Source organism: Halomonas sp. DP5N14-9 (assembly GCF_019802175.1).
GTDB lineage: Bacteria > Pseudomonadota > Gammaproteobacteria > Pseudomonadales > Halomonadaceae > Halomonas > Halomonas litopenaei.
Map to the genome: position 1 here is coordinate 430,918 of NZ_JAHVHR010000002.1, position 12,918 is coordinate 443,835.

Annotated in this window: 12 protein-coding genes and 1 pseudogene; 3 read left to right on the plus strand and 10 right to left on the minus strand. The window is 62.5% G+C overall.

Annotation, left to right across the window (positions count from 1 at the left end; translation table 11 throughout):
- Nucleotides 1-38: 38 nt before the first annotated feature.
- Nucleotides 39-1,253: an aspartate aminotransferase family protein gene (locus KUW00_RS03510; RefSeq protein WP_222568237.1), complete on the minus strand. Its 1,215-nt coding sequence runs from the start codon at nucleotides 1,251-1,253 to the stop codon at nucleotides 39-41.
- Between the two features lie 266 nt (nucleotides 1,254-1,519).
- Here KUW00_RS03510 and KUW00_RS03515 point away from each other — a divergent pair.
- Nucleotides 1,520-2,131 (plus strand): annotated as a pseudogene (locus KUW00_RS03515) (class I SAM-dependent methyltransferase); the annotation flags it as partial.
- Between the two features lie 211 nt (nucleotides 2,132-2,342).
- Here KUW00_RS03515 and KUW00_RS03520 read toward each other — a convergent pair.
- From KUW00_RS03520 to fabV, 6 genes are all read right to left on the minus strand, one after another.
- Nucleotides 2,343-2,837: a cysteine hydrolase family protein gene (locus KUW00_RS03520; RefSeq protein WP_213228181.1), complete on the minus strand. Its 495-nt coding sequence runs from the start codon at nucleotides 2,835-2,837 to the stop codon at nucleotides 2,343-2,345.
- 348 nt (nucleotides 2,838-3,185) lie between these two features.
- Complete coding sequence (locus KUW00_RS03525) at nucleotides 3,186-3,410, minus strand: hypothetical protein (RefSeq protein ID WP_124802861.1); 225 nt, start codon at nucleotides 3,408-3,410, stop codon at nucleotides 3,186-3,188.
- 722 nt (nucleotides 3,411-4,132) lie between these two features.
- Complete coding sequence (locus KUW00_RS03530) at nucleotides 4,133-4,354, minus strand: hypothetical protein (RefSeq protein ID WP_045990898.1); 222 nt, start codon at nucleotides 4,352-4,354, stop codon at nucleotides 4,133-4,135.
- 442 nt (nucleotides 4,355-4,796) lie between these two features.
- Nucleotides 4,797-5,309 carry a DUF417 family protein gene (locus KUW00_RS03535; RefSeq protein WP_108448003.1) on the minus strand — a complete coding sequence of 171 codons (513 nt, stop codon included), beginning with the start codon at nucleotides 5,307-5,309 and terminating at the stop codon, nucleotides 4,797-4,799.
- A 793-nt stretch (nucleotides 5,310-6,102) separates the two neighbouring features.
- Nucleotides 6,103-7,080, minus strand: coding sequence for a GlxA family transcriptional regulator (locus KUW00_RS03540; RefSeq protein ID WP_213228183.1), 978 nt, complete (start codon nucleotides 7,078-7,080; stop codon nucleotides 6,103-6,105).
- A 181-nt stretch (nucleotides 7,081-7,261) separates the two neighbouring features.
- Nucleotides 7,262-8,458, minus strand: coding sequence for an enoyl-ACP reductase FabV (fabV, locus tag KUW00_RS03545; RefSeq protein ID WP_045990896.1), 1,197 nt, complete (start codon nucleotides 8,456-8,458; stop codon nucleotides 7,262-7,264).
- Nucleotides 8,459-8,714: 256 nt separating this feature from the next.
- On the opposite strand from fabV, the gene KUW00_RS03550 reads away from it, so the two are divergent.
- Nucleotides 8,715-9,104: a hypothetical protein gene (locus KUW00_RS03550; RefSeq protein WP_108131267.1), complete on the plus strand. Its 390-nt coding sequence runs from the start codon at nucleotides 8,715-8,717 to the stop codon at nucleotides 9,102-9,104.
- 12 nt (nucleotides 9,105-9,116) lie between these two features.
- Here KUW00_RS03550 and KUW00_RS03555 read toward each other — a convergent pair whose 3' ends face one another.
- Together KUW00_RS03555 and KUW00_RS03560 are read right to left on the minus strand one after the other, a co-directional pair.
- A complete protein-coding gene (locus tag KUW00_RS03555; protein ID WP_045990894.1) occupies nucleotides 9,117-9,602 on the minus strand; it encodes a glutathione peroxidase in 486 nt (161 codons plus the stop codon).
- An 84-nt stretch (nucleotides 9,603-9,686) separates the two neighbouring features.
- Nucleotides 9,687-10,238, minus strand: coding sequence for an NUDIX hydrolase (locus tag KUW00_RS03560; RefSeq protein WP_315900715.1), 552 nt, complete (start codon nucleotides 10,236-10,238; stop codon nucleotides 9,687-9,689).
- A 171-nt stretch (nucleotides 10,239-10,409) separates the two neighbouring features.
- On the opposite strand from KUW00_RS03560, the gene KUW00_RS03565 reads away from it, so the two are divergent.
- The gene (locus tag KUW00_RS03565; RefSeq protein WP_222568239.1) at nucleotides 10,410-12,056 is read left to right on the plus strand and encodes an acyl-CoA dehydrogenase family protein; all 1,647 of its coding nucleotides are present in this window, start codon (nucleotides 10,410-10,412) and stop codon (nucleotides 12,054-12,056) included.
- Between the two features lie 52 nt (nucleotides 12,057-12,108).
- Here the strand turns inward: KUW00_RS03565 and KUW00_RS03570 are convergent, their stop codons facing one another.
- Nucleotides 12,109-12,717 (minus strand): LysE family translocator, encoded by a 609-nt coding sequence (locus KUW00_RS03570; protein ID WP_213228189.1) that lies wholly within the window; start codon nucleotides 12,715-12,717, stop codon nucleotides 12,109-12,111.
- Nucleotides 12,718-12,918 lie beyond the last annotated feature (201 nt).

Here is a 12,918-nt window from a genome sequence, read left to right on the forward strand (position 1 = left end):
CGGATGCCCTCCCGTCAGCTCATGTTGATCGGCACCTTTCACGACGCGCTGACCATCCGTGCGATGGCGCGTTCGAGACGCTCGAGTCCCTCGACGATGTCGGCCTCGGGAATCACCAGCGACGGCGCCATGCGCAGCACGTTGGGGCCGGCGATCAGCGCCATCAGACCTTCCTCGATGGCCAGCGGCAGGATGTCCTTGGCGCGACCTTCATACTCGGGAACCATCTCGGCACCGATCAGCAGTCCCATGCCACGAATTTCCTTGAACACACCGTGCTTGCGGTTGATCGCTTCCAGGTGCTCGCGGAACAGGTCGTGACGCTTGGCGACGCCACCGAGCACTTCCGGCGTGTCGATATGACGAATCGCCGCCAATGCCACCGCCGAGGCCAGGGCGTTGCCACCGTAGGTAGAACCGTGGGTGCCCAGCACCAGCACCGGGGCGACGCGATCGGTGGTCAACATGGCGCCCACCGGGAAACCACCGCCCAGGCTCTTGGCGCTGGTCAGGATGTCCGGGGTGATGCCGTAGTCCATGTAGGCGTACAGCGAGCCGGAGCGGCCCACGCCGGTCTGCACCTCGTCGAACACCAGCAGGGCGTCGTGCTCGTCACACAGGTCACGCAGGCCCTGGAGGAACTCGGGCGTGGCCGGCACGATGCCGCCCTCGCCCTGCATCGGCTCGACCATGATGGCGCAGGTGTCGTCGCCGACCAGTTCGCGCACGCTGTCCAGGTTGTTGAACTCGGCGTGGAGCACGCCTCCGGGCACCGGCCCGAAGCCCTGGGAGTACTTGGGCTGGCCACCCACGCTGACGGTGAACAGGGTGCGACCATGGAAGGACTGACGGAAGGAAATGATCTTGTCCTTGTGGGCCCCGTGCTTGTCATGGGCCCAACGACGCGCCAGCTTCAGCGCGGCCTCGTTGGCCTCGCCACCGGAAGAGCACAGATAGACCTTGTCGGCGAAGGTACGCTCGGTCAGCTCCCGGGCCAGCTCCAGTGCCGGCTCGTTGGTGTAGACGTTGGACAGGTGCCACAGCTTGTCGGCCTGGGCCTTGAGAGCCTCGACCAGCACCGGGTGGCAGTGACCTAGCGAGTTCACCGCGATGCCGCCGGCGAAGTCGATGTACTCGCGGCCTTCCTGATCCCACAGACGGCTGCCTTCGCCGCGCACCGGGATGACCTTCTGAGGAGCGTAGTTGGGCACCATGTACTGGTCGAAGTCGGCACGGCTCGGGGTATGGCTCATCGGGGATCTCCGCTGTGGTTGGCGTTGCCCGTCGTCGGACGGGAGCGCGCAGCTTGCGCGCTACTGCAAAGCATGAAATGGATCGATGCTTCGAGTATAGGGACGCCCTCGCTCCACGGCTTTCAGCAATGGGACCCGCTTTTTCACAAAGCTCTGTCCTTGCGCCCTGCCCTTGCACCATTGTCATGACGCCTATCAAGGCTTCGTCTAGGCTGAAGACTCCCGCAGGACCTGACCCGATCACTACCACCTCCAGGGGCTCCGCCATGCTCAACACCACCGTCTGGAACCGCTGGCGCTATTCGCTTTATGCCCCCGTCTACGACACGGTGGCCCAGCGTACCTTTGCCAGGGCGCGGCGGCGCGCCCTGAATCAGGTGTGCTGGCAGTCGGGGATGAAGGTGCTGCTGGTGGGGGCCGGCACCGGCCTTGACCTGCCGTGGCTACCGCGCGACCTGGAGATCCACGCCAGCGACCTGTGCCCGGCGATGGTCAAGCGTCTCAAGGATCGCGCCTGTCGGCTTGGCATCGACGTCGAGGCCAGAACCATGGACGCCGAGCGGCTGGACTACGCCGACAACAGCTTCGATGTGGTGGTGATGCACCTGATCTTGGCGGTGATGCCGGATCCGGCAAAGGGGCTCGCCGAGGCCCATCGCGTCCTCAAAGGCGACGGCCAGCTATGCGTGATGGACAAGTTCCAGAGCGATGAGCGGCCCTCGGGACTGGCGCGCAGGGGACTCAATCTGCTGACATCCGCCATCGCCACCGATATCACTCGCCAGGCCCGGCCATTGCTGGACCAGGCAGGGTTTGTCATCGAACAGGACACTCCGGTGATGATGGGCTCATTGTTTCGTGCGTTGATCGCCGCCAAGGCCGACCACGCCGAGCCTCGACCAGCGAAACCGCGACCAGCGAAACCGCGACCAGCAGAACCTCGACCAGCCGAATCTCGACCAGCAGAACCTGGGCCTACTGAACATCAGTCCGGCTGAGCCTGCGTCCACTGGCGATGCTGGCGGCGCCACCGGGCAGGCGTGTCGGCTTCAAAGCGCTTCCACAGCCGGCGCAGCTGACGTTCGTCGCTCACCCCCACCCGCTCGGCGATGTCTCGCGGATGTCGCTGGCGCTGAAGGTTCGCGCTCCCCGCTGCATGGCAAAGGTCAGGGTCGCTTCACTGACGAAATCCACTGCGTATCCCAGATCGGAGGCCACCCTGGTGGTGGTCTCGCAGCACTGCTCGGTGCGAATACCGCTGATCCATAGCCGAGACACCCCTCGACCGCGTAGCCAGCGGTCCAGCCCTGTATCGGTGAAGGCGTTGTGGGCGGTCTTGTAAAAGGTCACATCAGCGGGGTCTTCGAAGCCCTCCATGGCTCGGGTCAATCCATTGTCGGGATCAAAGGCGCCCTGGCTTCCCGGCTCCGTATGGATGATTCGCACCATCAACATGCCAGCCTCGCGAGCCAGATCGATCAAGGCACGCTGAGCTTCCGGCCAATCACCGAGTCGAGTGGCATCCCAATAGGGGCGCGCGAGAAACGAGGCCTGAACATCGATGACGAGAAGTGCTGTGGTCATGGCCAATCTCCAGCAAGGGGGGGAGATTGCAGACTAGTGCCCCGCAGCAGCGATGCGCAGTACAGGGCCGGCCCTGAAGGGGGCAGATTCGGACATGACGTGACTGTCGAGGATGCTGTCCATCGGCATCAGCATAGGAATCGGTATCGGCTGCCCTGACCTTTCTCACATCAATGGACGAGCGCTGGATACCAGCAGACCGCAGCAGCGTAGCCACGGTTGAGCATGTCATGAACGCAGGAGCATTCGAACGCAGCATCCTTCAAACGCTAAAAAGGCCCACCTGAGTGAGCCTTTCACGTAGCGGTCGCGAAACGCGACAACACTGCTGCCGTCTTTGCTGACGACTTACATATTCGCTTCCTGGAACGCCGCGATGGTCTCGCGCAGCAGTTCCTTCAGCTCTGCAACCTCCTGCTCGAGGGCTGCAATCTTGGCCTGGCGCTCTGCGCTTTCGGCATTCTCCTGGATCCGCTGCATGTTTTTCTGCAAGGTATCGGAATCCATGGCGAAGGCTGAGCCGACGGCCATCATCGAGACCAGCGCTGCAGTTGCCAACATCTTGGTTTTCATGTCTCTCTCCTCGTTTTCGTCGAACATCCTTCGACCACTTGTCCTGACCGCCGCCCCTGGATGGCGCTGCCGGGTGGTGGCAGGAAGCGGTAATCAACCAACGTTAGTGAAAGCCAAGGTGCGTCACGGCCACCGACAGGTAGGCGCTTCGACGACCACTCCCGAGCTCTTCCGCCGGACATCCAATGTCACGCTTCAATCGCTCTGCAAGACCGCGTCCCTGCGGCCAGTGAGCCAATCCTTCGACTCAAGTCCTTGAGGCGCTCGGTCCATGAACGTCCACGTGTCGGCGAACAGGCATCGATATCCGTTCGAAAAACACTGTTCACAAATCGACAAGATCAATCTAAAGGGCACCATTTCAGCACGCAACCGACGCTTGCTCTGCATGACCAGACTTGCACAGTCCGAACATTGGTTTGACCACTAGCGCTTTTGGCTGGCGGCATCTACCCAGCGGAAACCGCCAGCGTATTGATGCCCAACGTCTTGTCACAACCAACCCAAAGAGCGCTTCAAACCCGCAAGGCAAGACGGCGTCCCTGCCGCTGTAGATAAGGGAGTCATCAAGATGAGCACGCCTTTTCTATCACCTTACCGACATTTCCCTTCACGCTTGCATGTCCTTTTGGCTAGTTCATGCGCTGCCAGGGCGATCCTCTCGGGTTGCAGAGCGAGCGCCCTTTACGTCAGCGTTCCAGCGTGTCTTTCTCCAGCTTGTGTTACTGGGACTCTTCCAGGCTCTCTACGGTCATTTGCAGCAGGTCCTTGAGCTCAGCCACTTCCTGCTCCAGGGCCTCGACCTTCTGCTCTTCAGAGGCTTCGGTGCTGCGCTCTTCGATTTCCTGCATGCGCTTTTGCAGGGTGTCGGAGTCCATGGCATAGACACTGCCAGCGGCAAACATGGAGGCCATCACTGCGGCAAAGATCATTTTGGTTTTCATGTCACTCTCCTTGGAGTCGTCGATAGTGTTTCGACGTTGAATCGTTCTGATATTTTGTGCGTTATCGAGCATCCCTTGGGATCATCTTCCTGGACGCGCCGACACTCTGCCCTCTACTTCTATCTTCGGTCTAACCACTTTCCGTCTTTCCGACTCTCGTCGTAACGTTTTGTTACCCGGCAACATCAAATCTAATCGGCATCCCTCATATTGGCAATTGCAAATATGTCCATCAAATCATTCAGGCACAATATTCGTTTAAGCTGCTGATTTAATTCACCCAAACTTCTTGATTAGAAAAGAGCGCCGACACGGACTCTTGCGCCCACACACCTTGGTAGCCATGTCCTCCACCAGCGCCCCTTCACAAAGGGACCAGGCGCGGAGCGGGCTTTCCAGCCCGGGAAAGCCACACTCCCGAGACCGAAAAGCCCTTTCATTTCTATGCAGCATCAGCAACCAGAGCGTCGTCCTTGGCATGCTGTGCACTGCGCTCTGCACTCACTGCCTGCCAGGCTGAGCCGGTGATCACCAGCGATGCGCCAAGCAGTACCAGATCCTTGGCCAGGAAGCCTCCGAACAGGGACGGGAACGCCAGGGTGTCACCGGACAGGCTGCTGACGTGCAGTACACCCGGCGTGGTCAACAGGAAGCTGGTCGTTGTCAGAAAGATCACGCTTGCCAAGGCACCACCCACCAGGCCGGCTTTTTTCGAGATGGGATAGGCGGCTACCAGCAGGCCGACGATAATCTCGGCGGTTCCGATCGCGGCCGATACCTGATTGACACTGGCGACATCATAGAGCCAGGCCATCAGTGGCGAACTGGCCACAATGCCCTGGATCGCTGCAGCTTCATCGGGGTGATACTTGAAAAAGCCGATCCAGAAAAGAATGGCGACGACGCCGTACAGGGCCACATAGAAACCCAGTCGAGAAATGGTGGTGTGGTTCATGTCTAACTCTCCGTCTTCACTTTTTTAGTTTGCGTGGATGGCATCCTGACACCTCCACTTTGCTGCTACCGTTTCATTCACGTTTCATTCGAATATGCACAGAATTCCGACCTCACTAGCGGCAGGCTTCCGAGCAACTCGTCTGTTGTTCATGGTGGTTGGTAGGTGTTACCTGCGACTTTCTTACACGCCTTCTTCATTTTTTTTCGTCCCGGGCCGCCATCGACACGCCCATCGACATTCCCGGGACGAAAGCAGAGCCATTTGCTTGGCCGTTGCCTGACCTCAGCCAGCGGACAAGCCGTAACGGCTCCAGGAGTTACGGTATCTATGTAGCATTTATTGGAGATTCCTTACGTGCCAATGCTGTGCCGGTCTATGCACTCGGCGACGCAAAAGAAGGAAATACGCCAATTGCTAGCGGGTAGGCACATCGGGCAGTGAACGGTAGAGATAACAAGAGGCGAAACGATAGGACGACAGAAGTCGGGGAGAGATCAGCGAGAGGAGTCGTGCTGGAGATGCGGGAGTGCGCAGAGGCGAGTGGAGCGAGTGCAGACGGGACGAGTGCAGACGAGGCGAGTGGAGCGCGTGCAGACGGAACGAGTACAGACGGGGCTAGAAATGCGGGAGTGAGCAGGGGCGAAGCGAGAGGGTCGGAGCGAGAAGCTGAAACGCGACGGAGGGGAGAAGCACGGTGAAGACAGCAGCCGTTACCCTCAGGACCAGACCATTCCGACAAGCGTCGCTCATCAAGGCCTGAAGACGTACCGGATACAGAAGGCGTCGAGCGTCAGCCCAGTCGCTCTTCTCTCGGGGTCATGCCGAAGTGGTTGCGATAGGCCGTGGAAAAGTGGGCGGCAGAAGAAAAGCCGGTCTGCAGGGCGATCTCGCCCGCGGGCTGGTCGGTATCGCGCAACATTCGACGGGCCTTCTGTAGGCGCAGGTCCAGATAGTAGCGGCTCGGCACCGACTTCAGGTACTTCTTGAACAGCCGCTCCAACTGACGGCGAGAGATCCCCAGATGCTCGGCAAGTTCATGGGTAGACAGCGGCTCCTCGATGTTGGCTTCCATCAGCTGGACCGCCTCGACAAGGCTGTCCGGCGCATGGGCCAGGCGTGAACGCAGGGGGATCTGCTGGGGCTCGTCCCCCATGCGGATGCGCTCCATCACGAAGTACTCGGAGATACGAGTAGCAAGGCCTGGGCCGTGGTGGCTTTCCACCAGGGTGATCATCATGTCCATGGCGGCGGTCCCCCCGCCGCAGGTGATCCGGTCGCGGTCGATCTCGAACAGCTGCTGTGACAGGCGCACCCTGGGATGGGCCGCCGCGAAGGCCTCGAAACGCTGCCAGGGTAGCGTTGCCTGGTAGCCATCCAGCAGGCCCAGCCGGGCCAGGGCTTCGGTGCCACCGCCGATACCGCCAAGCACCACCCCGGACGCCGCCAGTCGCCTGAGCCAGGCGGCCAGGTCATCAGGAATGCCCCCCGGCAGCTTGGCCGGACCACACACCAGCACCATGTCGGGTTGCGACTCCGCCTCCCCCAGCGCGGCGCGTGGCAACACCGTCTGCTGGGAGGCGCTGGTAACCGCGTCGCCGCCGCTGGCGTAGCTGGTCAATCGATACAGGGTTCGCCCGTGCAGCAAGTTGGCCACGTGCAGCGGTTCGGTGGCACAGGCGTGCGCCAGCAGCGAAAACCCCGGCATGACCACGACCCCGACCTGTCGAAGCAAATCCGGCAAACGTGTTGTGCTGACGGTGTGTGGCATGGGGGGTCTCGAGGAGTGTGCGCGAGGCATATATTACGCCACTGATCTGCGAGATTCAGCGCCCATGTCCGTTGCGCATGGGCTACACCAGGTCGACACCCACGGCAGCTGGCTTCACATCGAAGGAGGCCGCGACCTCTCGGTCGCGGCCTCCTTCATCGCCGAACGGCAGTCCTCTGGTTTACAGCTGCACCACGTCGAACTCGGCGACAGGATCAACGTCGGCGTCGTAGTCGACGTCATCGCGCTCAAAGCCAAACAGCTTCAGGAATTCGTGCTTGTAGCCGGCGTAGTCGGTGATGTCGAACAGGTTGTCGCTGGTCACCTGGGGCCACAGGTCCTTGCACGCCTGCTGGACATCGTCACGCAACTCCCAGTCATCCAGGCGCAGGCGCCCGACGTCATCGGTGGTCGCCTCGCCGCCGTAGAGGCGCTCGCCGAACAGACGATTGAGCTGATCGATGGTGCCTTCGTGCAGACCCTGCTCCTTCATCACGCGGTACACCATGGCGATGTACAGCGGCATGACCGGAATCGCCGCACTGGCCTGGGTCACCACGGACTTCAGCACCGCCACGTTGGCGCCGCCACCGCTCTGCTTGAGCGAGTCATCGATGGCGGAGGCTGCCCGGTCCAGGTCTTCCTTGGCCTTGCCAAGGGCGCCGTGCCAGTAGATCGGCCAGGTGATCTCGGTACCGATGTAGCTGAACGCCACACTGCGAGCGCCGGGTGCCAGCACGCCGGCCTCGGACAGCGCCTCCATCCACAGTTCCCAATCCTGGCCACCCATGACGTCGATGGTGTCGGCGATCTCCTGCTCGGTCGCCGGCTCCACCTGGGCTTCGATGATGGTGTCCTTGTTGGTATCGATGGCGGTAGCACGATAGGTCTCGCCGATGGGCTTCAGGCAAGAACGCTTGAGCTCGCCGGAATCGGGCAGCTTGCGCACCGGGGAAGCCAGCGAGTAGACCACCAGATCGATCTGGCCCATGTCGGCCTTGATCAGCTCGATCGCCTTGTCACGCGCCTCGTGGGAGAAGGCATCGCCATTAATGGACTTGCTGTAGAGCCCTTCTTGCTTGGCGAACTTGTCGAAGGCGGCAGAGTTGTACCAGCCCGCCGTGCCCGGCTTCTTCTCGCTGCCCGGCTTCTCGAAGAACACCCCCAGGGTATCGGCGCCGTAGCCGAAGGCCGCGGTGACGCGCGCGGCCAGACCGTAGCCACTGGAGGCGCCGATGACCAGCACCTTCTTGGGCCCTTTGGATGCATCGAGGCCGCGCGCACGGGTCGCCTCGATCTGCTCGAGGACGTTCTTCTCGCAACCGACGGGATGGGTGGTGGTGCAGATGAATCCGCGTACCTTGGGCTTGATGATCACGACAGACCTCTTCGTTACTCGCGGCTCCCGAGGGAGAGCCATCCAATGTGTAGAGCGTGGTCGCGATATTCTAGCGGCACAGCGCCGCCCTGTCCGCCTTTGTGCACATGCCCCTGACTTCCCGCGCTTTTCCTTGCCGCGCATTACGCCTGAACACACCAGGGCCCTGTCCGGCTGTGCTGGCGATCGCGTCGCTCTCTTGCCCACCGGCACGGGGTCGGGCAGGATGCTGCCCACCGCTTGAGGAGACCGCCCGATGGATGCACAGACCCTGGTCGATGAACGCGGCGAGCTGTGGCTTGCCCTGGCGCCCATGTGGCTCGAACGCGAGCCCAGAGAGTCCGACTATGCGCGGATGGTCGAGGTGATCGAGCGCGACGGCATCGCCCTCAAGGACCTGGAATGGGTCTTTCGGATCGAGCTGGCGCCGGTATTGTCGCGTCAGCAGATGTCGGTCGCCGGTGAGTGGCGCAAGTTCGATGACCACCAATTGATGCGCCGTCTGGTCGCCCACAACCTTCGCCTCAAGGGCTGGCGACGCAAGTTTTGGGCGCTGTTTTCGGGCCTGACCACCATGATGGTGCGCCATCGCTACAACGAACTGGTGGAACGGCTGGTGGTGGCCCGCGGTGGAGACATACGCTGACCGGCAAAGAGGTCAGGATTCGTCCAGTGCCCGCTCGAGGTCCAGCATCATGGCGTCGCCCCCATCGCGAGGCCCATAGCGCTTGAGCACACGGCCGTCTCGAGCGACCAGAAACTTGGTGAAGTTCCACTTGATGGCGCGCGTCCCCATCCATCCTGGGGCTTCGGCCTTCAGGCGTTTGAACAGCGGATGGGCCTTGGCGCCATTGACCTCGACCTTTTCCATCAAGGGAAAGGTGACACCGAACTCACGCTCACCGAAAGCGCAGAACTGCTCGGCGGACTCCGGCGACTGCCGTGCGAACTGGTTGCAGGGGAACCCGAGCACGGTGAAGCCGCGCTCGCGGTGTTCACGATAGAGCGCCTCCAGCTCCGCTAGCTGAGGGGTGAAGCCGCACTTGCTCGCCACGTTTACCACGAGCAGCACCTGGCCACGCAGGGCGCGGAGGTTGAAGGGCTCGCCGCTATGGGTGCGGCACTCGACATCATGCAGGGTCATGGGATGAACTCGCGCTTACTGTCTTCACGATGACATGCCAGACGTCATTGCGCCAGTCGCAACGCCCTGGCGGCAAAGCGGCATTCAATTGTCCCCCTCGCGCTCGAGCAGCAACTCGAGGGCCAGCCGCGTATCCGGCGTCACGCCGGCGAGCTCGAGGGCTCGACGCGGTGACATCCAGGCCACGCTGGCGACCTCCTCGGCCTGCAGCGACAAGGGGCCGTCCCACTCTACGCAGTAGACGCTGCCGAAGATGCGATACCCGTCTTCATCGTAGCGAAACTCCAGGCAATGGCGCAGCGCTACTGCGCGGATACCGAGCTCTTCGGCCAGCTCACGACGTGCCGAGACGTGGACCGCCTCCCCGGCGCCGACTACGCCTCCCGCCGCCAGGTCCAGTCCGCCTGGAAAGGCTTCCTTGGTCAGCGTTCGATGCTGCACACATAGTTCACCACGGCGATTGCGTACCACGATGTAGGTGGCGCGGTGCCAGAACCGATAGCGGCGCATTTCTGCGCGCCAGGCGCTGCCACAGGGACGATTGCGGGCATCCACCACCTGCACACGCTCCCGGGCGATCACCGCTGCGGGCGCCTCACGCTGGCTGTCAGGGGATGCCTCGCCAGCATTCGTCACGCCAGAGGCCGTGGGAGCCGAGTCGAAAGAGGAAACAGGGCACATCGAAGGGCTCCACCGAGAAAGCCCCAAGACTACCCATCCCGTCCCGTTGCGTCATCCCTCTCGTTTGACCCGAGGGGCACAGCACACCATGCTGAATATCAGGTCTTTCGTCATCAGGACAGGGCCATGCATGACCAAGCTCCGCGAGAGTGCCTGGCGAGCCACCGGGTCGACAATCAGCCGTACTCTCTTCCCTTCGACGCCTTCGCCGACGACGCCGTGCTTCAGTTCTGGCTGGCCCATCTGGCGCCGGCCTGGGTGAGTTGCCGACTGTCCCTGCTGGGCCAGGATGTCGGTCGTGCGGAGACCCAGCAACTGGCTGACGAGGCCAACCGCCACCCACCCTCATTGCGACTTTTCGATCGTCACGGTCGCCGACTCGACGTCGTCGATTACCACCCGGCCTACCACGCGCTGATGCGCCTGGCTACCACCCGTGGCGTCCATACCATGGCCTGGACGGAGGAGGGGCGCGGCGGTCATCAGGCGCACGTGGCGGGACTCTATCTGCTGACCCAGGCCGAAACTGGCATCTGCTGCCCGGTGACCATGACCCACGCCGCCTACCCGGTGCTGCGTCGAGAACGCTCGCTGCCGGATTGGTGGGCCTCTGGGCTGCTCGTCGAGGACTACGATTCCAGGGCCCTACCGGCGAGCGACAAGCACGCCCTGACCTTCGGCATGGCGATGACCGAGAAGCAGGGTGGCAGCGATGTGCGCACCAACACCACCCGAGCCGAACATGGCGAGGACGGCTGGCGCCTGTACGGACACAAGTGGTTCATGAGCGCCCCCATGTCCGACGCCTTCCTAACCCTGGCTCAGCGAGACGAAGGCCTCAGCTGCTTCCTGGTGCCTCGCTTCGCCCCTGATGGCGAGCGCAATGCCATCGAGATTCAGCGACTGAAGGACAAGTGCGGCAATCGCGCCAATGGCTCCGCCGAGATCGAATATCGGGGGGCCTGGGCCCACCCGCTCGGCGACCCTGGACGCGGCATCGCCACCATCCTGGAAATGGTTCAGCAGACCCGCCTCGACGCCGCCAGCGCACCGGTGGGCATGATGCGTCAGGCCTGGCGCGAGGCCTGGCAGCATACCTGTCAGCGTCATGCCTTCGGGGCGCCCTTGGCCGAGCAGCCGGTGATGCGGGCGGTACTGGCGGATCTGGCGCTGGAGGTGGAGGCCGGCGTAGCGCTGATGCTGCGCACCGCTCAGGCCTTCGACGGCGCCAGCCGCGGGGAGGAGCAGGAGCGCGCCCTGGCCCGGCTGCTGCCGAGCCTGGCCAAGTACTGGCACAACAAGCGCGCCCCCGGCTTCATGGCCGAGGCCATGGAGTGCCTCGGAGGCATCGGCTACGTCGAGGAAGCACCGCTGGCGCGGCTCTACCGCGAAGCGCCGGTCAATTCCATCTGGGAAGGGTCCGGCAACGTGATCTGCCTCGACGTGCTGCGGGTCATGGCGCGACACCCCGAGGCCATGGCGGCTCTGTATCAGCTGTTCGAACATGCCCGAGGTGGACATCCGGATCTGGATCGCGCCTTGGCCCAGCTGCCTCAGCCACTGACCAGCGAAGACCTGGTGCCCAGGGCCCGCTGGCTGACCCAGTGGCTGGCCCAGTGCACCCAGGCAGCGCTGCTGGTCCAGCACGCGCCCCACGAGGTGGCGGATACCTTCTGCCGTACCCGCCTGGGCCGGCACCCGAGCCCGGCCTATGGCGTGTTGCCGACGGCAAGTCCGCTGGACGCCATCCTCCATCGCTCGGCGCCAGCATGAACCGACATCGCCAGCAGCCTCGGCCACGAAATGCTCGCAGCCGGCGGCGGCCTTATCCCACCAGCACCCTCAGCGCCAGCCCCAGCAGCAGCACCCCGCTGATGCGATTGATCCAGTGGGCGCGAGCCTGGAGCCAGGGCAGCACGCGGGAGTGCGACAGCCCCAACGCCACGATGACGTACCAGCCACCGTCGATCAGCATCGCCGTCAGCACAATGATGGCACGCTCGATCGAGGACATTTCGGGGCTGACAAACTGACTGAGCAGCGCGACGAAGAACAGGATCAGCTTGGGATTACCCAGGGCAACCAACAGCCCTTCTCTCGCAGCGACGCGGTGACTGGCGGCGGTGGGTCGGGCGCCCAGCGCTCCGCCACGCCCGGCCCTCAGCGCCTTTATGCCAAGCCAGGCCAGATACAGTGCCCCACCGATCGTGATCACGCGAAAGGCGGAGGGATGGCGTTCGATCACCTCCCCCAGCCCCCACACGGTCAGCAAGGCGTAGAGGCCGACGCCCAGCGCATGGGCGATCGCCGCCACCACCCCGGAGCTGCGCCCCCCTCCCAGCGTATGACGAAGCACCAAGGCCAGACTTGGACCAGGAGACATCGCCCCCATGGCACAGATGGCGGCCAGAGACATCCACAATGACAGCGGCATCACACTCCCTCGTGAGAATTCCGATGGACTAGACGACGAATGGCGCACAGTTCAGCGTGCTGACACCTACGACCCACGGCGCTCAGCGGCCATCCTTTGCGGCCCGAATCAAAAAAACCATTCTTCGGAAATGACAAAGTTCACGCCTAATGGTCATTTACAAGCATATTAGTATCGATAACGATACTAAATCGGCATCAC

Excerpts from the sequence above, each read along its gene's own strand:
- KUW00_RS03510 (WP_222568237.1), bottom strand. The coding sequence starts at position 1,253 with ATGAGCCATACCCCGAGCCGTGCCGACTTCGACCAGTACATGGTGCCC.
- KUW00_RS03520 (WP_213228181.1), bottom strand. The coding sequence starts at position 2,837 with ATGACCACAGCACTTCTCGTCATCGATGTTCAGGCCTCGTTTCTCGCG.
- KUW00_RS03525 (WP_124802861.1), bottom strand. The coding sequence starts at position 3,410 with ATGAAAACCAAGATGTTGGCAACTGCAGCGCTGGTCTCGATGATGGCC.
- KUW00_RS03530 (WP_045990898.1), bottom strand. The coding sequence starts at position 4,354 with ATGAAAACCAAAATGATCTTTGCCGCAGTGATGGCCTCCATGTTTGCC.
- KUW00_RS03535 (WP_108448003.1), bottom strand. The coding sequence starts at position 5,309 with ATGAACCACACCACCATTTCTCGACTGGGTTTCTATGTGGCCCTGTAC.
- KUW00_RS03540 (WP_213228183.1), bottom strand. The coding sequence starts at position 7,080 with ATGCCACACACCGTCAGCACAACACGTTTGCCGGATTTGCTTCGACAG.
- KUW00_RS03550 (WP_108131267.1), top strand. The coding sequence starts at position 8,715 with ATGGATGCACAGACCCTGGTCGATGAACGCGGCGAGCTGTGGCTTGCC.
- KUW00_RS03555 (WP_045990894.1), bottom strand. The coding sequence starts at position 9,602 with ATGACCCTGCATGATGTCGAGTGCCGCACCCATAGCGGCGAGCCCTTC.
- KUW00_RS03565 (WP_222568239.1), top strand. The coding sequence starts at position 10,410 with ATGCATGACCAAGCTCCGCGAGAGTGCCTGGCGAGCCACCGGGTCGAC.
- KUW00_RS03570 (WP_213228189.1), bottom strand. The coding sequence starts at position 12,717 with ATGCCGCTGTCATTGTGGATGTCTCTGGCCGCCATCTGTGCCATGGGG.